The sequence below is a fragment of the Streptomyces sp. MBT53 genome (assembly GCF_016654115.1).
Taxonomy (GTDB): Bacteria; Actinomycetota; Actinomycetes; order Streptomycetales; family Streptomycetaceae; genus Streptomyces.
On record NZ_JAEQAZ010000039.1, the window covers coordinates 16,723 to 39,194 of the forward strand.

Sequence of the window (22,472 nt, forward strand, 5' to 3'; positions counted from 1 at the left end):
ACGCTGTCTCTGATGATGAATATGCTCGTGGAGACGATAACTCAAGGTTCTCGTCGAACGAAGGGGTGTCAAGGGCGATGTCGGCAGGCGAGACAGGCGGCGGGGCACAGGTCAAGTCCGCGGTGCGGACGGTGGAGCTGCTCGAATACTTCGCGGGCCGGCCCGGTATGCACTCCCTCGCGGCGGTCCAGGAGGCCGTCGGTTACCCCAAGTCCAGCCTCTACATGCTGCTGCGCACGCTGGTGGAGCTGGGCTGGGTGGAGACGGACGCGACGGGCACGCGGTACGGCATCGGCGTACGGGCGCTGCTGGTCGGCACGTCGTACATCGACGGCGACGAGGTCGTGGCGGCGGCCCGCCCCACGCTGGACCGGCTCTCGGACGACACCACGGAGACCATCCACCTCGCCCGCCTCGACGGCACGAACGTGGTCTACCTGGCCACCCGCCAGTCCCAGCACTATCTACGGCCCTTCACCCGCGTCGGCCGCCGCCTCCCGGCGCACTCGACCTCACTGGGCAAGGCGCTGCTGAGCACCTACTCGGACGAGCAGGTCCGCAAGATGCTCCCGGAGACCCTGCCCGCGCTCACCGAGCACACGATCACCGACCGCGAGAAGCTCATCGAGGAGCTCCACACGGTCCGTGAGCAGGGCTTCGCCGTGGACCGCGAGGAGAACACGCTCGGGCTGCGCTGCTTCGGCGTCGCGATTCCGTACCGCACCCCCGCGCGGGACGCGATCAGCTGCTCGGTGCCGGTGGCCCGGCTGACGCCCGCGCACGAACAGATGGTGAAGGACGCCCTGTTCGACGCCCGTGACCGGCTGACCCTCGCCACCCGCAGGCTCTGACCCGTGACGTCACGCATGGAGGTATTCATGGAGGTCGCGCTCCGTCCTGTCCACGACAGCGATCTGCCGGTCTTCTTCCGGCAGACGAACGACCCCGAGTCGCTGCGCATGGCCGCCTTCACCCACAAGGACCCGGCCGACCGGGACGCCTTCGACGCCCACTGGAGGCGCATCCGCGCCCAGGCCGGCGTGGTGAACCGCACGGTCCTCGTCGACGGTGACGTCGTGGGCAGCGCCGCGGTGTACGGCGAGCCGGGCGAGCGCGAGGTGACGTACTGGATCGACCGCGCCTACTGGGGCAAGGGCATCGCGACGGCCGCGCTGCGCGACCTGCTGGCAGAGGTGCCCGAACGCCCGCTGCACGCGCGCGTGGCGGCCGACAACGCGGGTTCGCGGCGCGTGCTGGAGAAGTGCGGGTTCGTGGTCACCGGGCACGACCGGGGGTTCGCGAACGCTCGCGGCGAGGAGATCGACGAGCTCCTCCTGACGCTGACTTCATGAGCGCTCGATGAGAAAAGCGGCGTAAGGGAACGATTCCGTCCCGCCCGCTCGTCCTCCATGCGGGATGAACAAGACGATCAGGCGCGCCTCCGTCTTCGCACTGCTCCTGGTGCTCACCCTCCTGGTGAGGGCGACCTGGGTGCAGTTCTACGAAGGCCAGGCGCTGGCGGACGACAAGGACAACCGGCGGAACGTGATCGCGACGTACGCGGACCCGCTCGGGAACATCATCGTGGCCGGGAACGCGATCACCGGCTCGACGCGGACCGGAGGCGACAGCGACCTCGCGTACAAACGCACCTACACGGACGGCAAGCTCTACGCGGCGGTGACGGGCTACGCCTCGCAGAGCTACGCGCCGACGCAGCTGGAGGGGATCTACGCGAACCTCCTCGACGGCACGGACAGCGGCCTGAAGACCGTCATGGACACGATCACCGGCGAGCGGGCCGCCCCGGGCAACGTGGTCACGACGATCGACCCGGATGTGCAGAAGGCGGCGTACAGCGCGCTCGGCGACAAGAAGGGTGCCGCGGTCGCGATCGATCCGACGACCGGAAAGATCCTCGCCGTGGTCTCGACCCCGTCCTACGACCCCTCGTCGCTGACCGACGCGAACACCGCCGCCACTGCCTGGAAGCAGCTCAACGCGGACGCCGACAAGCCGCTGACCAACCGCGCGCTGCGCCAGCCGCTGCCGCCGGGCTCCACGTTCAAGCTGGTCGTGGCGGCGGCGGCCCTGGAGGACGGGCTCTACTCCTCGGTGGACGAGAAGACGACCAGCCCCTCGCCGTACACGTTGCCGGGAACGGTCACCCCGCTGAAGAACGAGAGTTCCTCCGCGCCCTGCACGAACGCCTCGATCCGGGTCGCGCTCCAGTACTCGTGCAACACCGTGTTCGCGAAGATGGCCGTGGACCTGGGACAGGACAAGGTCAAGGCGATGGCCGAGAAGTTCGGCTTCAACGACGACAAGCTGGACATCCCGGTGCGGGCGTACCCGAGCGTCTACCCGTCGAACATGAACCAGTCGTCGACGGCCCTCACGGGTATCGGCCAGTACGACGTGACCGCCACCCCGCTCCAGATGGCCATGGTGTCGGCCGCTATAGCCAACGACGGCAAGCTGGTCTCCCCGCACATGGTGTCGGAGACCACCGACAGCGGCGGCGATGTGGTCCACAACTACGACGACAGCACGACGACGAAGGAGATCGTCAGCTCGCGCACCGCCCAGCAGCTCCAGTCGGCGATGCAGACGGTCATCACCGACGGCACCGGCACGAACGCGCAGATCGCCGGTGTGACCGTGGGCGGCAAGACGGGCACGGCCCAGCACGGCGTGAACAACGACCAGTCCCCGTACGCCTGGTTCACGTCCTACGGCAAGTCCGACGACACCGGGAAAGAGGTCGCCGTGGCTGTCGTGGTCGAGCAGTCGGACGCGGCGAGGTCCGAGATCAGCGGCAACGGCCTGGCCGCCCCGGTGGCCAAGGCGATGATGAAGGCGGCGCTGAAGAGTTAGCGAGCGGCCCCGGCCGGGTGGCCGGGGCCGACGTTCACTTGACGCCCAGGATCTGCTCCACGGGGTCGATGGCGAAGTACACGAGGAACAGTGCCGACACGCCCCACAGCAGCCAGTTGACCTCCTTCGCCTTGCCGAGCACCGCCTTGATCACGACGTAGGAGATGAACCCGGCGCCGATCCCGTCGGTGATCGAGTACGTGAACGGCATCGCGGCGATGGTGAGGAACGCGGGGATGGCGATCTCGTACTTGTCCCAGTCGATGTGCTTGACGTGGGTCATCATCAGGAACCCGACGGCGATCAGCGCGGGCGCGGCGGCCTGCAACGGCACGATGGTCAGCAGCGGGGTGAGGAAGAGCGCGAGCCCGAACAGACCGCCGGTGATCAGGTTCGAGAACCCGGTACGCGACCCCTCGCCGACACCCGAAGCCGACTCGATGTAGGCGGTGTTGGAGGACGCGGACCCGATCCCACCGGCGACGGCGGCGGCACCGTCGATGAACAGGACGCGGCCGATGTTCGGCACCTGCCCCTCCTCGTCCAGCAGTCCGGCCTCCGCGCTGATGCCCACGATCGTGCCCATGGCGTCGAAGAAGTCCGACAGGATCAGCGTGAAGATCAGCAGGATCACGGTGATCGCGCTGGTCTCGCCGAAGGCCCCGAACAGGCTGAAGTGACCGATGAGTCCGAAGTCGGGCGCGGCCACGATCTTGTCCGGCACCTTGGGGGTCATCAGGCCCCAACTCTTGATGTCGGCGGCGGAGTTGATGATGATCGCGAGGACGGTCATGGTGACGATGCTGATCAGGATGGCGCCCTTCACCTTGCGGGCGACCAGCGCGATGGTCAGCAGTACGCCGAGACAGAACACCAGGACGGGCCAGCCGGCGAGATGGCCGACGGCGCCGAGCTGTACGGGAACCGTGGTCTGCGCGGCGTCCGGTATACGGCTGACGAAGCCGGCGTCGACGAAGCCGATGAACGCGATGAACAGCCCGATGCCGACGCCGATGGCCTGCTTGAGCTGTTGCGGGATCGCGTTCATGATCGCCTCGCGCAGCCCGGTGAGGACCAGGACGCAGATCAGAACGCCCTCGATGACGACGAGGCCCATCGCGTCGGGCCAGCTCATCAGCGGCGCCAACTGGAAGGCGACGACGGCGTTGAGGCCGAGGCCCGCGGCGATGGCGAGGGGCAGGTTGCCGCCGACGCCCATGATGACCGTCATCACACAGGCCACCAGGGCGGTGGCGGTGACCAGTTGGCCGGTGTCGAGCGAGTGCCCGAACTTGTCCTTGGCACTGCCCAGGATGATCGGGTTCAGTACGAGGATGTAGGCCATCGTGAAGAACGTGGCGAAACCACCGCGTATCTCACGACCGAAGGTGGATCCCCGTTCGGAGATCTTGAAGAACCGGTCGACACCGTTCGCCGCCGGTGGTTCGGCACTTGGCCGGTCGGCCACCTTCTGTGACTCGGACATGCGGGTACTCCTCGTTTTGCCTCAGTGATCGGTGCGCGGATGCTGGCTGGATTGTTCCCGCGTTGAACCTGTTTCAGGTTTTCCCCGTGTTACGGAATCAGGGTCGACCCGCCGACTTGTGGCCGACCCGTCAAACAGCGTTCGAAGGCCTGTACCAATCCGGCCAGTTGATCACTGCTACGCTTCCGGATCTCGCCGGGGTCACCTCCGGATGATCACGTGTCATCTACATGACACGCACAACCACGCAGCGAGGAGAGGTCCGCCGTGGGCACAGTCGTCGACGACGCCGCCTCCGTGGAGTTCCACGCCTTCTTCGAACGCCACTACGCCGAACTGTCCCGTCTCGCCCACCTGTTGACGGGTGAGGCGGACGCCGCCGACGATCTCGCGGCCGACGCGCTGCTCGCGCTCTGGCACCGCTGGGACCGTGTGCGCGCCGCCGACCATCCGGCCGCCTACGCCCGTGGCGTCGTCGCCAACCTGGCCCGCACCCGGATCCGCAGCGCGGTGCGTGAGCGGCGGCGGGTCGCCCTGTTCTGGTCGCAGCGCGAGGAGAAGACCGAGAACCCGGACGTGGCCGGCGTGGTGGACGTCCAAGAGGCCCTGCGCAGGCTGCCGTTCCGCAAGCGGGCCTGTGTGGTGCTGCGGCACGCGTTCGATCTGTCGGAGAAGGACACCGCGCTCGCCCTCGGTGTTTCCGTCGGTACGGTTAAGAGCCAGACGTCGAAGGGCATGGCCGAGTTGCAGCGTCTGCTCGGCCCGCAGAGCCCTCCGCTGCAGATGCACGCGGCGATGGCGCGCGGCGGCGAGACCGGAGGGAGGAACCGATGAGGCACCAGGACGTCCACGACGACGAGTTGAGCGCCCGGCTGCACGAGGCGGCCGAGGGCCATGAGCCCGACCGGGCGCGCATCCTGGCGCGGCTCGAACGCGGCATGGTCGCGCAGTCGCGTCCCGACCACCGGGCCACCCGGCCGCCCGTGTTCGGCTGGGTGCGGGTCGTCAGCGCGACGGCGGCGGTGGCGAGCGTCCTCGCGATCGGCGGCTACGCGGTGGCGTCCGCGGTGAAGGGCAACTCCCCCGCCGAGCAGACGGTGTCCGTCTCACCGACCCCGACGCCCACGCCGTCGCCGGACGCGACGAGTCGTACCCCGGTCAAACCGGTTGCCCCGACGCACAGTTCGGGCTCCGACGACGCCTCGCAGAAGTCCCCGAAGTCCAGCACCTCGCCCACGGCGAAGTCCCCCACGGCGTCCGCTTCCACTCCCGTGCTCCCGCCCGCCTCCGGTACGCAGGACGGCCCGCTCTGGTCGGACGGTTCGATCGACCCCGGCAGCAACGACTTCTGGGCCCAGAGTGACGTCACCCTCAAGACGACCAAGCAACTCACCTCCCTCACCGTCCAGTTGAAGGTCAAGCTGACCGGCGGGGTCACCTCCGCGGGCGCCTGGCGCTCGCTGCCCGAGCAGGACTTCACGCAGACGGTGACGGAGCAGGACGGGTTCCTGGTCTACACCTGGGTGCTCAAGGAGGGCCGTACGGTGGCGGTCGGGGAGTGGGTCTTCGCCGGGCAGTACAACCACGACCGCGGCGGCCGGGACGCCAAGGACGACAGCTACTCGGCGGCGGGCACGGCGGTCGGCCAACAGCTGTCCGTGAAGGGCGACTTCGCGGCGACGAAGTCGTAGTCAGAAATCTCGGGACAGACGGCAACCCTTTCTCCGTCCGTGGCGACAAGGAAGCGCAAGGTTCCTCTCGCACGGAGCACACGGAGCAAGTCGCTTGAGCACGCACAAGAAGCACCTCACCCGCAGGCGGGTGCTCGGGGCCTCCGCGATCGGTGTCGCCGCCACCGGCGCGGCCGTCGCGGGCGGCACCGGCCTCCTCCCTTCCGCGTCCGCCGCAGCCTTCGGCTACACGGACGACGGCTCCAACTACGTGATCACCACGGGCGCTTCGCTCGTGTTCAAAGTCTCGAAGTCGACAGGCGATCTCACGTCCCTCGCCTACAAGGGCAAGGAGTACGAGGGCTACGGCGGCAAGCACTCGCACGTCGAATCCGGGCTGGGCGCCTCCACGGTCACGATCAAGCAGTCGGGATCGACGATCCTGGTGAAGGTGGTCCACGGCCCGATCACCCAGTGGTACGCGGCCCGCAGCGGCGAGAACAACGTCTACCTGTGGACGAACAAGGCGGACGCCTCCTTCACCGCGACCCGCTACATAGTGCGGGTGAAGCCGGGGGTGTTCCCCAACTCAGGCTCGGACGCCTGGAATTCGACGACGGACACGATCATCGAGGCGGGTGACGTCTGGAAGCACCCCGACGGCACGACCCGTTCCAAGCACTACTCGGGCAAACGGACCATCGACTACGACCACGTCGGCTTCACCACCGGCTCGGTCGGCCTGTACCTGGTCCGCTCCAACCACGAGAAGGCGTCCGGCGGCCCGTTCTATCGCTCCCTGTTGCGCCACTCGAACGAGGGCGGGGCGGGCCTGTACGAGATCCTGCACTACAACGAGGCCCAGACGGAGCCCGAACGCTTCGGCCTCCAGGGCCCGTTCGTGGTGGCCTTCACGGACGGCGGCACACCGTCGTCCTCCCTCTTCGCGGCGAACCTCGACACGTCGTGGGTGGACTCGCTGGGCATCACGGGCTGGGTGGGCAAGGCGGGCCGCGGGAAGGTGGCGGGGGTCGGCCTGAAGGGCATGGACCCCAAGTACCCCTACACGGTGGGCTTTTCCAATCCGGACGCCCAGTACTGGACGAAGGCCGCGGCCGGGACCGGCGCCTTCTCCTGCAAGGGGATGCTGCCGGGGACGTACACACTGACGGTCTTCAAGGGCGAACTCGCCGTGTACACAGGGGCGGTGGCGGTGACGGCGGGTGGTACGACGTCGCTGCACACCCTGACGATCACGGGTGATCCGTCCACCGCGGCGACGGTGTGGCGCCTGGGCAACTGGGACGGCACGCCAGGGGAGTTCAAGAACGCGGAGCTGATGACGTACGCGCATCCGTCCGACGCGCGGGCGGCGAAGTGGACGGGGAACGTCACGATCGGGAGCGGAGACGAGGCCGCGTCCTTCCCGGCGTATGTGTGGAAGGACATCAACGACGGCGTCCTGGTCTACTTCAAACTGACGGCGGCACAGGCAGCGGCAGCGCACACACTGCGGGTGGGTGTGACGACGGCATACATCAACGCCCGCCCCCAGGTCACCGTGAACGACTGGGTCTCCGCCGTCCCCACGCCTCCCACGCAGCCCTCGACGCGCGATCTCACCACGGGTTCCTACCGTGGAAACAACCACACGTTCGTTTTCAACGTCCCTTCCAGTGCGTGGAGTTCGGACGCGACGAAGTACAACGTCCTGAAGATCAACGTGGTCAGTGGTTCGACAGGCTCGGCGTTCCTCAGCCCGGGCACGTCGTTCGACTGCATCGACCTGCTGACCTGAGCCCCCCTCGGTCAGCAGAGCGACGCCCCCGCCGGTGACGACCGGCGGGGGCGTTGTCCATCGGGTTCGGGATCTCAGCGGTCCGCGCGCCGCCGCACGTGGAGGTGACCGTCGCGGGGGAAGGCGGGCGGCGCGGCGGGCAGCACACTGTCGAACTCGTACCGCCCCTTCTCCGCGACCCGGCACGAGGCCAAGTTGTCCACCTGGTGCAGGAGTTCGAGCCGCTCCAGCCCGTCGGCGGCCAAGGTGTCGAAGGCCCAGTCACTGACCGCGTCGAGGGCACGGGGCGCCACTCCCCGCCCGCGAGCGTGTGCGACGGTCCAATAGCCCACCTCGACAGCCGGCTTGCCGGGGGTGAACTCCTTGAGAACCATGTTGCCCACCAACTGCTCCTGAACCGAACCGGATCGGGCCTCAAGAACGGCGAACGCGAACCGCTCCCCCGCCGCCCAGCCCCGCTCCTGCTCCCGCACCCACCGCGCCCCGTCGACCTCGTTGTCGACGATGGAAGTGATCCACTGGCGCAAGAGGGGATCCTGGCCCGCCTCGACCAGCGCGGGAACGTCCGCGAGACGCCAGGGCCGAAGAACGAGAGCGGGGGCGGTCGGCGTCGCGGCTACGTGAAGTACGACGGGAACAGTCATGAACTGATCATATGCAGCGCCGATTTCACCCTGCCGCGTCTCATGTCTCATGTCTGCTCAGTCATCACGGTGCCCGGACCCGCAGAGCCTGAACGGACCAGTCGAGCGCAGGTGCCAGACTCTCCGGGGCGGGCCAGCCGTTGACCACGGCGAGCAGTTGGAGATACCGCTCCCGGCGGGGGTCGTTGACGCGCTCCAGCCGAGCGGTCAGCCGACGGCGAAGCGCGATGTCGTCGGGACGGCCGAAGAGGTACGCGTAGTCCGCGGTGAAGGCGGCAACGAACGGATCGGCCTGAGACGAGGCCGGGTCGATACCGGCAGCGAGGGCCGGCCCGACCTGGTCCCGCACGACTGCGGCGATATCGCGACGCGGGCCCGCCGTCGCACCGCTTCGAACCTGCTCGGCGACCTGCTCCTCGGCCAACTGCCGTACGGAGGCGCGGAATTCCGGGTCCAGGGACAGTTCGGCCAACTCCACCCACGCCTGGACCTGTTCCGGATCCGGGTTGTCGGGCAACTCGGGGGTCATCGAGCGCATGACCCCGGCGAACGCGGGAGTGGCGGCGACAAGGCCACCGAAAACCGCATCAAGGAACTCACCGACCAGAAGCCGCCGTTCGTCCTCGGACAGCCGGGCCAACCGATGCATGAGTTCCATCTCCTCAGGTGTCGACCCACGCGCGGCCACCGCTGCCAACACCGCATGCCGCAGACGCAGAACGCGAATCTGCACCACCAACGCTTCGGCATGCGCCGCGGCAACCTCGGGAAGCGAGAGCTCCCGATCCACGACCTTCCGAACCGTCGCGAGGTCAAGTCCCAACTCCCGCAAGGTCCTTACGAGGTCGAGGCGTGCGACGGCATCGATGCCGTACAGGCGATAGCCGGCCGGGGTGCGGTCCGTAGGCGCCACGATCCCGCGATCGGAGTAGAACCGGATGGTCTTGACCGTGAGCCCGGTCCGCCGGGCCAGTTCGCCGATCGAGTAGAGGGTGTCGCCGTCCATGCCGCCCACCTTTGCGTCTCCCCCGGCTGGAGACTCAAGACCCTTCACCTGCCGGAAGCAATCAGCTTGCGAGGCCGATCTCTAAAACGGCAGCGCCAACAACTCCATCAGCCAGAGAATCGCCGGGATGCTGAAGACAACGCCCCAGAAACCGGTCAGCATGAATGCGGCCAGGGCGACCCCCAGCCAGGCCACACGGGTCGGCGCGAGTACGCGTGAGGGGTCCTGAGGGTCGTATCTGATCTCGTCGCGGCGTCCTCGCAGCGCCGGATGCGCCGTGACCTGCCGGCCGTCAAGCGTGTGGAAGTGGACGACGCAGTTGTTGGTGGCCTCGCTGTAGGGGTCCGCCTCGTACCTCGCGCGGACGGTGATGCCCCGCCGCCACATCACCCATCGCGTGTCCAACTCGGCCATGCCCACCCACATGCGCAGCAGAGCGACGCCTGCGGGAAGCAACAGCCAGGCGAAGAACCCCAGAAGGGGCTCCACCGGCAGCCACACGGCCAAGGGAAGCCCCAGGACCACATACCAGAGCGCACGCCGCCACCACGGGCTGCCATGCAGTACCCGATCGCGAAGATCAGCCAGCGCACGCACAGGCCACACCTGCACCGAATGCCGCTGCAGAGGCTGCCGGTTCCCCGACGGGTCGGCGTCACTCATGATCGCTTCGATCTCCGTGCCGAGCGCGGCGACCATGTCCCTATTGCGGTGCCGGACCGTCATGGCGGTGTCGACCTGCGCGTCCTCGAAGAGGAGCACGGCCAGCGACTTCTCAGCGGCCTCGACCTGTCGGATCCGCGTCCCGGGCACGACAACGGTCGCTCGTCCCCGCTTCCAGTGCAGTGCCCCCTGCTCCACCCATACCCGGGTACGGCCGCCGGCCAGGACAACCCCTGTTGCAGACCCAGTGTTCGATTCCCCCATGACAGTGGATCGTAGACGCGTCAAACGTCGGACGCGTCTACGAGCGGGACTGCCTTGGCCGAGCGTGGGGGGGGGCGGACACTTGTCGGAGGACACCTCAGTCCATCGTCGCCCCGACAGCCGTAGACCCCGTCGTCAGAAACGTCGTCGCCGGCAACGTCCCGCTCGAAGACCGTGCCCCATACGCCGATGTCGCGTCCACAGACTTGAAGGCCGGAGTAGCAACCCCGCCGTCCCAGTTGTTCGCCGCGGACACCGTCGACGAACCCAGCTTGTCCTGGCCCCCCTTGTTACCGACAGCCAGATTGCGAGCAAGCCGGGACTTGCTGGTCGCGAAGAAGAAGCCCGCCGCCGAGTTCGAGTACGCGGTGTTGCGGTTGAGGATGATCGCGCCGGTGTTGGAGTTCTCGGTGAAGCCGTTGAGGCTGTTGTCCCAGGCCGCGTTGTCGTTGACGACGTGGGCGACCGCTACGCCTCCGCCGCCGAGTTTGAAGCCGTTGCCGTTGCCCTCGAAGGCGGAGTCGTTCCAGCGGTTCTTGCCGTTGCCGAAGGCCCAGGAGTGTTCGATGGTGACCGGTGAGGAGAACTGCCACAGGTCGAGGCCGTCGTCGGAGTTGTTGTAGAGGCGGGCGCCGGTGACCTTGTTGCCGGTTCCTGAGCCGAACTTGATGGCTATGCCGTCGGCGTTCTGACCGTGCCCGGCGGCGTCGTAGTTGCCGTAACTGTCCAGGTTCTGCATGAGGTTGTTGGTCGTGCCGTCGCCGCGCAGGGTGAAGCCCGAGTCGCCGTTGTTCGCCGTGACCAGGTTCTTGAAGATGCCGCCGACGGAGGATGTGGCTACGAAGCCCTGGGCCGGGGAGTTCTGGAAGGTCAGGTTCTGGACCGTCCAGTAGTCGCCGTAGATGCCGGCCAGCCACTGGCCCGCAGGCAGCTTCGAGCCGTCGACCTTCACCTTCTCCGTGCCGTACGGCTCCAGCGTGATCCGCGCCGAACTGGTGCCGTTCGCCGTGGACTTGAGGGTCGCGGACGGAGTGTAGGTGCCCGCCCTGACCTGGATGACCGTCCCCGCCGTGGCGTTGGCGACGGCCGACTCCAGTTGGGCGGTGGTGGACACGGTGACCGTCGACGAAGCGGCTTGTGCGCCACCGCTGTTGAGGCCGAGGTAGACGCCGCCCGCCCCCGCGGCGACGGCCACCGCGGCGGCGATCGAGAGGGTGCGGGTCCTGCGGTGGCGTCCGGTGCTCGTACGCACGGCGTTGGTTCCTTTCCTGGGTGACGAGGACGAAACGGGCCGGAGGGGCCGCCCCGGCCCGTTTCTGGTTCCTGGTCGCCGCCGTGGCCGGAAAGGTTGCCCCGACCCACGGGAAGGGGACCGAAAGTTTCGATCTGCCCGGTCCCACCCGCACCGATTGACGCACCGCACCCCACTGGTGACACTCCGAAGGCACAGCCACTCAACAGAATCCCCCACACCCCCACAGGATGTGCCATGCGACCCCGCACCGCCCGCACCCTCCGGCTCCCCTTCCTGGCCCTTGTCACCCTCCTCCTCAGCCTGCTCGCCGCCCCGCCCAGTACCGCGCACTCAGGAGCACCGCCCGTGACCCACCCCAAGTACGCCGGCTATCTCTTCGCCTACTTCACCGGCGAGGGCACCGCCGACGGCGAGCAGATCCGCTACGCCCTCAGCCGTGGCAACGACCCGCTGCACTGGCGGGAGTTGAACCAGGGCAAGCCGGTGCTGACCTCGACGATCGGGGAGAAGGGGCTGCGCGATCCGTTCGTGATCCGTTCGCCGAAGGGCGACAAGTTCTATCTGATCGCCACCGACTTGCGCATGTACCGGAACAGCAGCGGGAGTTGGGACGACGTCCAGCGGCACGGCAGCAAGTCGGTGATGATCTGGGAGTCGACCGACCTGGTCCACTGGACCGACCAGCGGCTGGTGAAGGTGGCCCCGGACAACGCGGGCAACACCTGGGCGCCGGAGGCCTATTGGGACGACTCACTCGGTGAGTACGTCGTCTTCTGGGCATCGAAGCTGTACGCCGACGACGACCCCGACCACACCGGCTCGACGTACAACCGCATGATGTACGCGACGACGAAGGACTTCCGTACCTTCAGCGCGCCGAAGGTCTGGGACGACCCCGGCTACTCGGTGATCGACTCAACCGTGGTGAAGTACAAGGACACTTACTACCGCTACACCAAGGACGAGCGCGACCCGTCCTCCAGCTCCCCCTGCTCGAAGTTCATCACCGGCGAGAAGTCGACCTCGCTGACCTCCACGTCGTACGACTTCGTCTCCGAGTGCATCGGCAGCGGTGCGATCGAGCGGGGCGAGGGGCCGACGGTGTTCAAGTCCAACACCGAGAAGAAGTGGTACCTGTTCGTCGACGAGTACGGGCTGCGCGGCTACGTCCCCTTCGAGACGACCGACCTCGACTCCGGCAAGTGGACCCCGTCCACGGACTACCAGCTCCCCGCAAGTCCCCGGCACGGCACGGTACTTCCGGTGACGCAGGCGGAGTACGACCGGCTGCTGGCCGCGTATCCGGCGACCCCGACATCGGTCGTGGACGCGACGGCGCGCGGGCAGAAGGGGTACGCGATCGTCACGGAGGCCTCGTCGAAGGTCGTGCTGCCCATGCAACCGGGCGCTGATCCACGGCACTTGGCGCCTTCGCTCGCCGTCGGCGCGGGCTCCACGGTCAGCCCGGCGTCCGGCACGCGACGGGACTTCCGCAAGCCGCAGACGTACACGGTGACGGCGGCGGACGGGACCAGCCGCGTCTGGACGGTGGAGGCGGTGCCGACGCGAAGTCCCGTGCTGCCGGGGCTGACCGCCGATCCGGACGTGCACTATCTCGACGGCCAGTACTGGATCTATCCGACGAGCGACGGCTACGCGGGATGGGGCGGAACGAGCTTCAAGGCCTACTCCTCAAGGGACTTGGTCCACTGGCAGGACCATGGAGTCGTCCTCGACCTTGGGCCCGACGTCTCCTGGGCCGACAAGAACGCGTGGGCGCCGGCGGTCGCGGAGCGCGACGGGAAGTACTACTTCTACTTCTGCGCCGAGCAGCAGATCGGGGTCGCGGTGGCGGACTCGCCCGCCGGCCCCTTCAAGGACGCGCTCGGCAAACCCCTTGTGGCGAAGGGGGGTTCACTCGGCGGCCAGATGATCGACCCGGCCGTCTTCACGGACGACGACGGGCAGTCGTATCTCTACTGGGGCAACGGGCACGCGTACGTGGTGCCGCTGAACGCCGACATGACGTCGTACGACGCGACGAAGGTGAAGGACATCACGACGGGCGACTTCCGTGAGGGGTCGTTCGTGGTGAAGCGCAAGGGCACGTACTACTTCATGTGGTCCGAGGACGACACCCGGAGCGAGAACTACCACGTGGCGTACGCGACGGGACCGTCCCCGCTCGGTCCGTGGACCAAGCGGGGCACGATCCTGTCCAAGAACCCCGAGTACGGCATCCTGGGCACCGGCCACCACTCCGTGGTGAACGCCCCGGGGACCGACGACTGGTACATCGTCTATCACCGGTTCGCCCTGAACGGGCCAGGAAAACCTGGTGGGGACGGCACGCACCGGGAGACCACGATCGACCGCCTGCGGTTCGCGGCGGACGGGACGATCCGGCCGGTGGTGCCCACCCTCGGGTCGGTCGGCCCCGTACGAACTAGCTGACGAAGTAGGTCGGGTTGGGGATCTTGTACGTCTTGTCGGCGTAGCCCCCGTCGAGGTCCGAGTACTGGTCGCCGAAGTTGGCGATGATGTCGTACCCGAGGTCCTCGATGTGCTTCCGGGTGCCGGACTTGTACTGCACGGTGGTGCAGGTCCAGGTGCCCGGAGTGGCGCAACCGCTCAGGTACGACGGCGGGTTGTCCGCGTCCTTGAGGAACATGTGGTCGGCGTCGAGGTTGACGTCCGCGCCGACCTTCTTCAGGTTGTCGACCGCGTAGGTGCGCTGCGACTCCTTCAGGCCCGAGTTGTAGAAGACCGTGACGCCCTTGGACGCGGCGTACTTGACCAGCTCGGGGGTGCCGAAGACCTCCGGGCGGTTGGCCTGGGCGACGTACGCGGCCCAAGTGGCCGAGCTGTAGCCGTAGTTGTTCTTCTTCTCGTAGTCCAGGCTGAGCAGCAGCGTGTCGTCGATGTCGAAGACGACCGCGGGCTTGGCGCCCTTGTGGTGCTTGCGGGCGGCCTGGTCGATGTACTTCTTGGCGGACGCGTCGATGCGCGCCAGGTCCTTGGCGTAGGGGCTGGTCGCCGAGGCCTGGTAGACGCCGTTGGCGTCGAGCGTGGTGCCGTAGTAGGTGTCGATGTCCTTCGTCAACAGGCCGATGTTGTACGGCTCGTGGGTCGAGTTGGCCGTCGACTGGCCGGCGGTGGCGACGCCCGTGCCGTAGAGGGCCGCACCGGCGACGACACAGGCGGCGCCGACGGCGGCCGCTCTGAGGGACTTCCGCATGGAATCTCCGGATCTGGTTGTTTGGGGTGATGCACCAGGTCAGGGACTGTCTACGCGCATCACACCATGGAGGCGAGAGTCTTTATCCGATCGATACATAACCCACAGGCCGCGGAATTACCCCGCCATGGGATGTACTTGACCCTCCCTTGGCAGGCTTCTCCTAGGGTCGTGAACGCGACTGCGAACGGGGGAACGCGCGATGGGTGACGGAAAGGACCCGGCCAAGGTCCTCGACATCAAGACGGCCGACCTGAAGCGGACGGCACCGGACTTCCAGACGGCGGCGGTTGATCTGGGCAAGGCGCTGACCGCGCTCGTGAAGTCCCTCGACGGTCTGGGTGAACCCTGGGGGAACGACAAGCAGGGCAAGGAGTTCGGGGACTCCTACAAGCCGTTGCAGAAGAAGATCGAGGGCGCGGCGGGCACGCTGGTGCTCGGGCTGACGAGCATTCACGAGGCCATGGTGGACATGGCGGACGGGCATGTGGACAACGACGAGTTGATCGCCGGGATGTTCACCGAAGTGAAGGTCACCAAGTCGGACGGTGCCGGTGAGCGTTGAGGACGAGGCCCGGAAGATCCTGCTCGATCTGGGCATGTGGTGGCCGGAGGCCGACTCGGGGAAACTGCGGTCGGCGGCGACGGCCTGGCGCACCTTCGCCGGCGCCGTCGACGATCTGCGCGCGCCGGTGCAGCAGAGCGCGTCGTCGATCATCCACAACAACACGGGTGAGTCGATCGAGGCGTTCGGGAAGTTCTGGGGCCGCTACGCCAAGAACGCCGAAGGAAAGGACAGCGGCTGGCTGAAGGACCTGGCGGACTCCGGGCGTGAAATGGCCACCGCGCTGGAGAAGTTCGCCGACGCGATCGACGACGCGATCAACAAGCTCTGGACGCAGATCGGCATCGACGCGGCGGTGATCGCGGGCGGGGTGGCGCTGGCCTTCTTCACCGCGGGCCTGGCCTCCGGCGCGGCGGTCGCGGCGGCCGACCTGGTCATCGAGTTCGGTGCCGGGCTGGGTGTCGCGGTCTCCACGACGATCGCCGAGATCGCCGGGGGCACGCTGGTCGCCGCCGCGTTCGGCGGTATCGAGTCGGTGACGGTCGACCTGGCCGTGGCCCAGCCGCTGAAGATGGCGACCGGACTGCAGCAGGGTTTCAGCCTCGACGAGGTCAACCAGGCCGCCAAGGACGGCATGCTGTTCGGCGGTGCGCTGGGTGCCGGCGGCGGGGTCGTCAAAGCGGGCATCGAGGGCGCGTTCAGCGATACGACGCCCGTGTTCCTGCGGCCCGCGTCGCTCCGCCCCGACCTGGTCGAACTCGGCCCGGCCGCACGCACCGCCGACGGTACGCCCTGCGTCGGCGAGCCGATCGACGTGGCGACCGGCGCGATGCTGATGACCGCGACGGACCTGGCACTGCCGGGCGCGCTGCCTCTGGAGTTCACCCGCACCCACCTCTCCTCCTACCGCGGCGGTGTCCGCTTCGGCCCGACCTGGATCTCCACCCTCGACGAATGCCTCCAGATCGACGGGGAGGGCGTGGTGTTCGCGGCGGCGGACGGCATGCGCCTGGTCTACCCGGTCCCGGAACCGGGCGTCCCGACCATGCCGGTGAAGGGCGCGCGCTGGCCGCTGGACTGGGACGGCAAGCCGGACAGCGCGATGACCGTCACCGACCCTGCGACCGGTGTGGTCCGCACGTTCGGCGCCCCGGCCCCCTCCCCCACCTTCGGCGTCTTCCACCTCGCGCTGGACTCCTGGAGCGACCGCAACGGCAACCGCATCGACGTCGAACGCGACGACGAGGGCGTCCCGTTCGGCATCCGCCACTCCGACGGCCACTACGTAGCCGTCGACACGACCGGCCCCCGCATCACCGCGCTGCGCCTGCTCGACGAACCCCCGTCCCGCTACGGCCCCGAGGGGCCGGTGGGCGAGGGCACGGTCGTCACGCGCTACGGCTACGACGGCGCAGGCAATCTCACCGAGGTCGTCAACTCCAGTGGGGAGGCGCTGCGGTTCGCGTACGACGAGCAGGGCCGGATCACCAAGTGGACGGACCGCAACGGCACTTGGTTCGGCTACGTCTACGACGAGCGCGGCCGGGTCGTGCGCACCGAGGGCGTCGACGGCATCCTGTCCGGCACGCTGGCCTACGACGACACGACGCGCACGACGACGTACACCGACTCCCAGGGCCGCGTCTCCACCCACCGGCACAACGCGGAGGGTCTGGTCGAGGAGGAGACCGACCCGCTCGGCAATGTCATCCGCACCCGGTGGGACGAGTACGGCTGCCAGCCCCTCACGGTCACCGACCCGCTCGGCCACACCACCCGGTACGAGTACGACGACGCCGGGAATCTCACCGAACTTGCCCTGCCCGACGGGTCGTTGACGCGGGCGGTCCACAACGCGCTCGGTCTGCCGACGGAGGTCGTGGAGCCGGGCGGAGCGGTGTGGCGGCACACGTACGACGAGCGGGGCAACCTGCTGACGACGCTCGACCCGACGGGTGCCGAGACCCGTTACGCCTACGACCCGCACGGCCGCCCGACGGCGGTCACCGACGCGCTCGGTCACACCCGCACGATGGCGTACGACGCGGCCGGTCTGCCGGTGTCCCTGACGGACGAGTCGGGCCACACGACATCCGTCCGCCGCGACTCCTTCGGCCGGATCATCGCGGTGACCGACCCCCTGGGCCGTACGACCCGGATGGGCTGGACCCCGGAGGGCAAGCCGTCCTGGCGCGAACTGCCCGACGGAGCAAGGGAGTCGTGGACCTGGGACGCGGAGGGCAACCTGAGTGTCCACACCGACGCGGCGGGCAATGTCACCCACCACTCCGCCACCCACTTCGACCAACCCGCCGCACGCATCGACCCCGACGGGGCGCGCTACGAGTTCGCGTACGACACGGAGCTGCGGCTGACGGAAGTGACCAACCCGCAGGGGCGGACGTGGTCGTACACGTACGACGAGGCCGGACGGCTGGCCTCGGAGACGGACTTCAACGGCCGGACGCTCACCTACGAACACGACGAGGCGGGGCGGCTGAGCAGCCGTACGAACGGCGCCGGGGAGACACTGCGCTTCACCCGCGACGAGGCGGGGCGCGTGGCTTCGCAGCACGCCGACTCGGGCGAGGTCACGACATACGCCTACGGCCCGGACGGCAGGTTGGCCCGTGCGGCCAACGCCGAGGCCGACGTCGTACTGGAGCGCGACGCGCTGGGCCGGGTGCTGGCGGAAACGGTCAACGGGCGCCGCACCACGCACACTTACGACGCCCTCGGGCGACGCGTCCGGCGGGTGACACCGTCGGGCCTGGCCTCGGACTGGTCCTACGACCCCACCGGCCGACCGCTTGCCCTGCGCACGCCCTCGGGTGCGCTGGACTTCTCCTACGACGCGGCGGGCCGCGAGGTCGAACGCCGCATCGGTACGGAGGTGACGCTGACGCAGAGTTGGAGCACGCGGGATCAGCTCACCGGGCAGTCCCTGGCCGCCGCGTCGCGAGCCGCCGGTGTGGAAGCGCTGCTGCAGCACCGCACCTACACCCACCGTGCCGACGGATACATCACCGAGATCCGCGAACTCACCTCCGGTACCCGCCACTTCGACCTCGACTCCATGGGCCGGGTCACCGGCGTGCGCGCCCACGGCTGGACCGAGACCTACGCCTACGACGCGGCGGGCAACGTGGTGAGCGCGACCGCTCCCGGCCGACCCGATCCCGCCGCGCACGACATCGACGGCACCCTCGTCCGCTCGGCGGGCCACGACACGTACGAACACGACGCACAGGGCCGCCTCGTACGCAGAACCCACAGGCTGCTCAACGGCCGGCACCGTACGTGGACTTACTCATGGAACACCGAGGGCCGGCTGACCGAGGTGGGCACTCCGGACGACGGTCGATGGCGGTACGCCTACGACCCGTTCGGCCGCCGAGTGGCCAAGTACCGGGTGGCGGCGGACGGTTCGGCCGTCGAGCGCACCGGGTTCGCGTGGGACGGCACCTGTCTGGCCGAACAGACCGGCGCCGACGGCCTGGTCACCACCTGGGACTACGAGCCGGGGACTCCGCGCCCGGTGGCCCAGACCCTGCACGAGCCGTCAGCCTCGGTCCCCAACTCGTCCTTCCTGGCCCGGCTGGCGGAGGAGACGCACCCCGCGCGGACGGCCCGCTTCCATGCGGTGATCACGGACACCGTCGGCACGCCCATGGAACTGGTCTCCGCGAGCGGGGACTTGGTCTGGCAGCACCGCACCACCCTGTGGGGCACGGGCTTCCCACCACCCGGAGACGGTGACGTCACGGTCGACTGCCCGCTGCGCTTCCCGGGGCAGTACGCCGACCCCGAGACGGGGCTGCACTACAACCTGCACCGCTACTACGACCCCGGGACCGCCCGGTACCTCAGTCCGGACCCACTGGGGCTTGAGCCGGCGAGCAACCACCACAGCTATGTGCACGCCCCGCTCACCTGGGTCGACCCGCTGGGTCTTTCACCGTGCAATTACGGCACGGACGACCTGTATTCGAGCGCCACCACCATCAAGAAGGGCCAACTGTCGCCGGCGGGCCGGGCCCTGCAGAAACACGGCGACCCGAGCCCCGGAAACCTGGCCAAACGAGGCCAGGCACATGTCGACATGTACAATTTCGGCAAGGTCACCAATAGCGAACGCACCGAGATCGCCAACGAAATGATCCAGGACATCCTGACGGATCCGAACGTGGTGGAGAAAGTAAACACATCAGCCTCGGCCCAATACGGCGGAATCACCAGGGATTTCCGGGTCCCGGGCGGCTGGGGTGCACGATGGAGCTGGCGCGGAGGTCAGCTCACCTTCGAAGGGTTCCTGTAATGGCGGGGCAGCACGAGAGCGAACCGACGTACCGGGCGCAAGACTTCGTCGCCGACGGGTCCCTGCGCGACGTATGCGTCCTCGACACCGCGCTCGACGACTGGCAGCACATGTTCGACGGACTGCGGAAACCGCCGGGACGGCATGTCCTCACCTGGACGCTCGCCGACACGACGGACACCGGTATTCCCGAGGCCTCCGCCGTGTGGTCGAAACTCCGGGACGACCCCGAGGAATCGGTGAGCCTGGCGATCGAGATCGGCGGAATCTGGTTCACCTCCTACTTCTTCGAGATCGAGGAGATCGAGTTCAGCTTCGATCCGTCGGACGTGGTGGACGCGGAAACCTTCGCGCCGGTCCGTGAATTCGTGAAATGGCTGGGGAATTCCACGGGCCGGGAGGTCGTCGTCACCATGGAGGGAAACGACCACGCCGCCATGCCCGCTCTGCTCCGGTGGACGTCCTGACGGGTGCGGGCCCGGTCCCGGTCTCCCGAACCGGGCCCGCGGAGTGGGTCAGTTCATCGTCGCCCCGATGGTCGTGGACCCCGTCGTCAGGAACGTCGTCGCCGGCAAAGTGCCGCTCGACGAACGGGCGTTGTACGTCGTCGACGCGTCCGTGGAGATGAAGGACGGGGTGGAGATGCCGGAGTCCCAGTTGTTGCCGGACGAGGTCACCGCGGAACCCTTGCTGACCGAGCCGCCGCCGTTGCTCACCGCGAGGTTCTTGCCGAGCTTCGCGGAGCTGGTGGCGAAGTAGTAGCCCCACTTGCTGTTGGCGTACGCGGTGGTGCGGTTGAGGACGAGGGCACCGGTGTTGGAGTTCTCGGTGAAGCCGTTGCCCGCGTTGCCCCACGCGGCCGAGTTGTTGATGACGTGTGCGACGACCTCGCCGTCACCGCCCAGCTTGAAACCGTTGCCGTCACCCGCGAACGCCGAGTCGGACCAGCGGTTGACGCCGTTGCCGAAGGACCATGTGTGCTCGACGGTGACCGGCGTGGAGAAGGACCAGAAGTCGATCCCGTCGTCCGAGTTGTTGTAGAGCCGCGCGCCGGTGACGAGGTTCCCGCTGCCGGAGCCGAACTTGATGGCGACGCCGTCCGCGTTCTCGCCATGGGTCGCGGCGTCGTAATTGCCGTACGAGTCAAGGTTCTTGACCGTGTTGTTGACGGTGCCGTCGCCGGTGAGCGTGAAGCCGGAGTCGCCGCCGTTGATGGTCTTGACGTTGTTCCAGTTGGTGCCGGTGCAGGACTGGCAGACGACGGCGCTGTCCGGGGAGTTCTGGAAGGTCAGGTTGGAGACGTTCCAGTAGTCGGCGGTCAGCTTGAAGATCCAGGAGCCGGACGGCAGCGAGGAACCGTCGATCTTGACCGTCTCCGAGCCGTACGCGGTCAGGGTGATCGGCGCGGACGAGGTGCCGTTGGCCGTCGACTGGAGGGTGGCCGTCGGGTAGTAGGTGCCGGCCCGGACCTGGATGACCGTGCCGGCGGTGGCGTTCTTGATGGCGTTGGTCAGGTCGGTGGAGTTGCTGACCACAACGGTCGCCGCGTGCGCCGGAGTTGCGAGCACGGCGAGTCCGAGCGAGGCCGTGGTCACGGCGAGTGCGGTGAAGGTGCTGATACGACGCATGACGTGCGGGTCCTTTCGTCGATCAGAGCGAGCGGACGGGTTCCCAGCCGCCGAGGTAGGTCGCGGGGGTGTGCAACGCGGCTTCGGCGGGCGTGAGTTGGGGCCGGTTCTCCGGGACGGTGATCACGGAGCCCGGTCCCGTGTTGCGGTACTCGTGGAAGCGCATCGACTGCCAGGGGTAGGCGTCGCGCATGTTCGTGTAGGGCGCGACCGGGTCGATGCCGGGCCCGATCCGGGTGTCCCGCACGACGAGGGACGGCCAGGCCGTCGTCTCGTACGACGGGACCCACGGCCGGGCCAGCTTGTACGCGGCGTCCTCGGCGCCGGAGGTGATCCGGGAGCGGACCGCGAGGATGCCGTACGGGTTGGCGCGGGCGGTGGACGGGGCGAAGACCATGCCCTTCGGTGTGAAGGCGACGTCCCGTTGGAGGGTGTGGAAGTGGCAGTCCGTGAAGACGGCGGTGGCCCGCCCGAAGACGAAGTCGACGTCCCCCTCGATGTAGCAGTGGGTGAAGTACTGCCGGTCGAAGGCGTCCAGCGCCGAGGTGTCGACGAAGAGCGTGTCCTGGTGGGCCAGCAGCCTGACGCGCGAGAACCGCGAACGGTCGCCCGTCACATACGCGGCCACGGCCTGCGTGCCCGTGATCTCCGGGTGGTCGGCGCGCAGCCAGTCGTTGGCGAGGGTCAGGTCCCGTACGGTCAGCCCGGGCGCCGCCGAGGTGAAGGTCGCGGAGCCCGCCGTGCCGTACGTCCCCGAACCGTCGGGCTTCTGCGTCCCGTTGGCGTTGTCGTAGACGATGACGACGTCACGCGGGTCGTGCCCGCCGCCGCGCAGGGTCAACTCGCCTTTGTCCGCAGGCACGTTGACGACCTCGCGATACGTCCCCGGGTGCACGACGATCGTCCAGCCGTCGCCGTCGACCGCATCCACGGCCGCCTGCACCGAGTCGCCCGGCCGGACGTGCAGGACGCGTCGCCGGTCGAGAGCGAAGGCGGGCGCGGCACCGGCGGCCACCAGTCCCCCGGCGGCGGTCCCCGCCAGGAACGTGCGTCTGCGCAG

At 68.1% G+C, this 22,472-nt stretch carries 18 protein-coding genes; 10 read left to right on the forward strand and 8 right to left on the reverse strand.

Features of this window, described 5'->3' with window-relative positions:
- The first annotated feature begins 77 nt into the window (after positions 1–77).
- The 3 genes from JHN45_RS16685 to JHN45_RS16695 all read left to right on the forward strand — a co-directional run bounded on the left by JHN45_RS16685 (position 78) and on the right by JHN45_RS16695 (position 2,877).
- Positions 78–851, forward strand: a complete 774-nt coding sequence (locus JHN45_RS16685) for an IclR family transcriptional regulator (RefSeq protein ID WP_200678173.1) — start codon at positions 78–80, stop codon at positions 849–851.
- Positions 852–878: 27 nt separating this feature from the next.
- Entirely contained in the window at positions 879–1,352 is a 474-nt protein-coding gene (locus JHN45_RS16690) for a GNAT family N-acetyltransferase (protein WP_201049550.1), read from the forward strand.
- Between the two features lie 64 nt (positions 1,353–1,416).
- On the forward strand, positions 1,417–2,877 hold the full coding sequence (locus JHN45_RS16695; protein ID WP_200713545.1) for a penicillin-binding protein 2: 1,461 nt from the start codon (positions 1,417–1,419) through the stop codon (positions 2,875–2,877).
- Positions 2,878–2,911: 34 nt separating this feature from the next.
- Here the strand turns inward: JHN45_RS16695 and JHN45_RS16700 are convergent, their stop codons facing one another.
- Positions 2,912–4,363, reverse strand: coding sequence for an NCS2 family permease (locus tag JHN45_RS16700; RefSeq protein WP_201049551.1), 1,452 nt, complete (start codon positions 4,361–4,363; stop codon positions 2,912–2,914).
- A gap of 267 nt (positions 4,364–4,630) precedes the next feature.
- On the opposite strand from JHN45_RS16700, the gene JHN45_RS16705 reads away from it, so the two are divergent.
- The 3 genes from JHN45_RS16705 (at position 4,631) to JHN45_RS16715 (ending at position 7,831) form a co-directional block, all read left to right on the forward strand.
- On the forward strand, positions 4,631–5,197 hold the full coding sequence (locus JHN45_RS16705; RefSeq protein WP_200713547.1) for a SigE family RNA polymerase sigma factor: 567 nt from the start codon (positions 4,631–4,633) through the stop codon (positions 5,195–5,197).
- The gene (locus JHN45_RS16710; protein WP_200713548.1) at positions 5,194–6,054 is read left to right on the forward strand and encodes a hypothetical protein; all 861 of its coding nucleotides are present in this window, start codon (positions 5,194–5,196) and stop codon (positions 6,052–6,054) included. The genes JHN45_RS16705 and JHN45_RS16710 overlap by 4 nt, the downstream gene beginning before the upstream one ends.
- Positions 6,055–6,148: 94 nt before the next feature.
- The gene (locus JHN45_RS16715; RefSeq protein ID WP_200713549.1) at positions 6,149–7,831 is read left to right on the forward strand and encodes a rhamnogalacturonan lyase B N-terminal domain-containing protein; all 1,683 of its coding nucleotides are present in this window, start codon (positions 6,149–6,151) and stop codon (positions 7,829–7,831) included.
- A gap of 74 nt (positions 7,832–7,905) precedes the next feature.
- Here the strand turns inward: JHN45_RS16715 and JHN45_RS16720 are convergent, their stop codons facing one another.
- The 4 genes from JHN45_RS16720 to JHN45_RS16735 all read right to left on the reverse strand — a co-directional run bounded on the left by JHN45_RS16720 (position 7,906) and on the right by JHN45_RS16735 (position 11,660).
- Positions 7,906–8,475, reverse strand: coding sequence for a GNAT family N-acetyltransferase (locus tag JHN45_RS16720; protein WP_200713550.1), 570 nt, complete (start codon positions 8,473–8,475; stop codon positions 7,906–7,908).
- Between the two features lie 64 nt (positions 8,476–8,539).
- Positions 8,540–9,481, reverse strand: a complete 942-nt coding sequence (locus JHN45_RS16725; protein ID WP_201049552.1) for a MerR family transcriptional regulator — start codon at positions 9,479–9,481, stop codon at positions 8,540–8,542.
- Positions 9,482–9,562: 81 nt separating this feature from the next.
- On the reverse strand, positions 9,563–10,342 hold the full coding sequence (locus tag JHN45_RS16730; protein WP_201049553.1) for a DUF3592 domain-containing protein: 780 nt from the start codon (positions 10,340–10,342) through the stop codon (positions 9,563–9,565).
- Between the two features lie 163 nt (positions 10,343–10,505).
- The gene (locus tag JHN45_RS16735) at positions 10,506–11,660 is read right to left on the reverse strand and encodes a right-handed parallel beta-helix repeat-containing protein (RefSeq protein WP_201049554.1); all 1,155 of its coding nucleotides are present in this window, start codon (positions 11,658–11,660) and stop codon (positions 10,506–10,508) included.
- A gap of 237 nt (positions 11,661–11,897) precedes the next feature.
- Between JHN45_RS16735 and JHN45_RS16740 the strand changes: the two genes are divergently transcribed.
- On the forward strand, positions 11,898–14,117 hold the full coding sequence (locus tag JHN45_RS16740) for a family 43 glycosylhydrolase (protein WP_201049555.1): 2,220 nt from the start codon (positions 11,898–11,900) through the stop codon (positions 14,115–14,117).
- On the opposite strand, the gene JHN45_RS16745 is transcribed toward JHN45_RS16740, so the two are convergent.
- Entirely contained in the window at positions 14,110–14,901 is a 792-nt protein-coding gene (locus tag JHN45_RS16745) for an HAD family acid phosphatase (protein WP_200713555.1), read from the reverse strand. The two genes, JHN45_RS16740 and JHN45_RS16745, sit on opposite strands and share 8 nt — an antisense overlap.
- 202 nt (positions 14,902–15,103) lie before the next feature.
- Here JHN45_RS16745 and JHN45_RS16750 point away from each other — a divergent pair, with 202 nt between their 5' ends.
- The 3 genes from JHN45_RS16750 to JHN45_RS16760 are packed head-to-tail and all read left to right on the forward strand — an operon-like array spanning position 15,104 to position 20,251.
- On the forward strand, positions 15,104–15,466 hold the full coding sequence (locus tag JHN45_RS16750) for a hypothetical protein (protein ID WP_200713556.1): 363 nt from the start codon (positions 15,104–15,106) through the stop codon (positions 15,464–15,466).
- Positions 15,450–19,784: a DUF6531 domain-containing protein gene (locus tag JHN45_RS16755; RefSeq protein ID WP_374195622.1), complete on the forward strand. Its 4,335-nt coding sequence runs from the start codon at positions 15,450–15,452 to the stop codon at positions 19,782–19,784. Before JHN45_RS16750 ends, JHN45_RS16755 begins: the two co-directional genes overlap by 17 nt.
- Positions 19,784–20,251 (forward strand): hypothetical protein, encoded by a 468-nt coding sequence (locus tag JHN45_RS16760; protein WP_200713557.1) that lies wholly within the window; start codon positions 19,784–19,786, stop codon positions 20,249–20,251. Before JHN45_RS16755 ends, JHN45_RS16760 begins: the two co-directional genes overlap by 1 nt.
- A gap of 48 nt (positions 20,252–20,299) precedes the next feature.
- Here the strand turns inward: JHN45_RS16760 and JHN45_RS16765 are convergent, their stop codons facing one another.
- Positions 20,300–21,412 (reverse strand): chondroitinase-B domain-containing protein, encoded by a 1,113-nt coding sequence (locus JHN45_RS16765; RefSeq protein WP_201049556.1) that lies wholly within the window; start codon positions 21,410–21,412, stop codon positions 20,300–20,302.
- A 22-nt stretch (positions 21,413–21,434) separates the two neighbouring features.
- Positions 21,435–22,472 (reverse strand): pectinesterase family protein, encoded by a 1,038-nt coding sequence (locus JHN45_RS16770; protein WP_201049575.1) that lies wholly within the window; start codon positions 22,470–22,472, stop codon positions 21,435–21,437.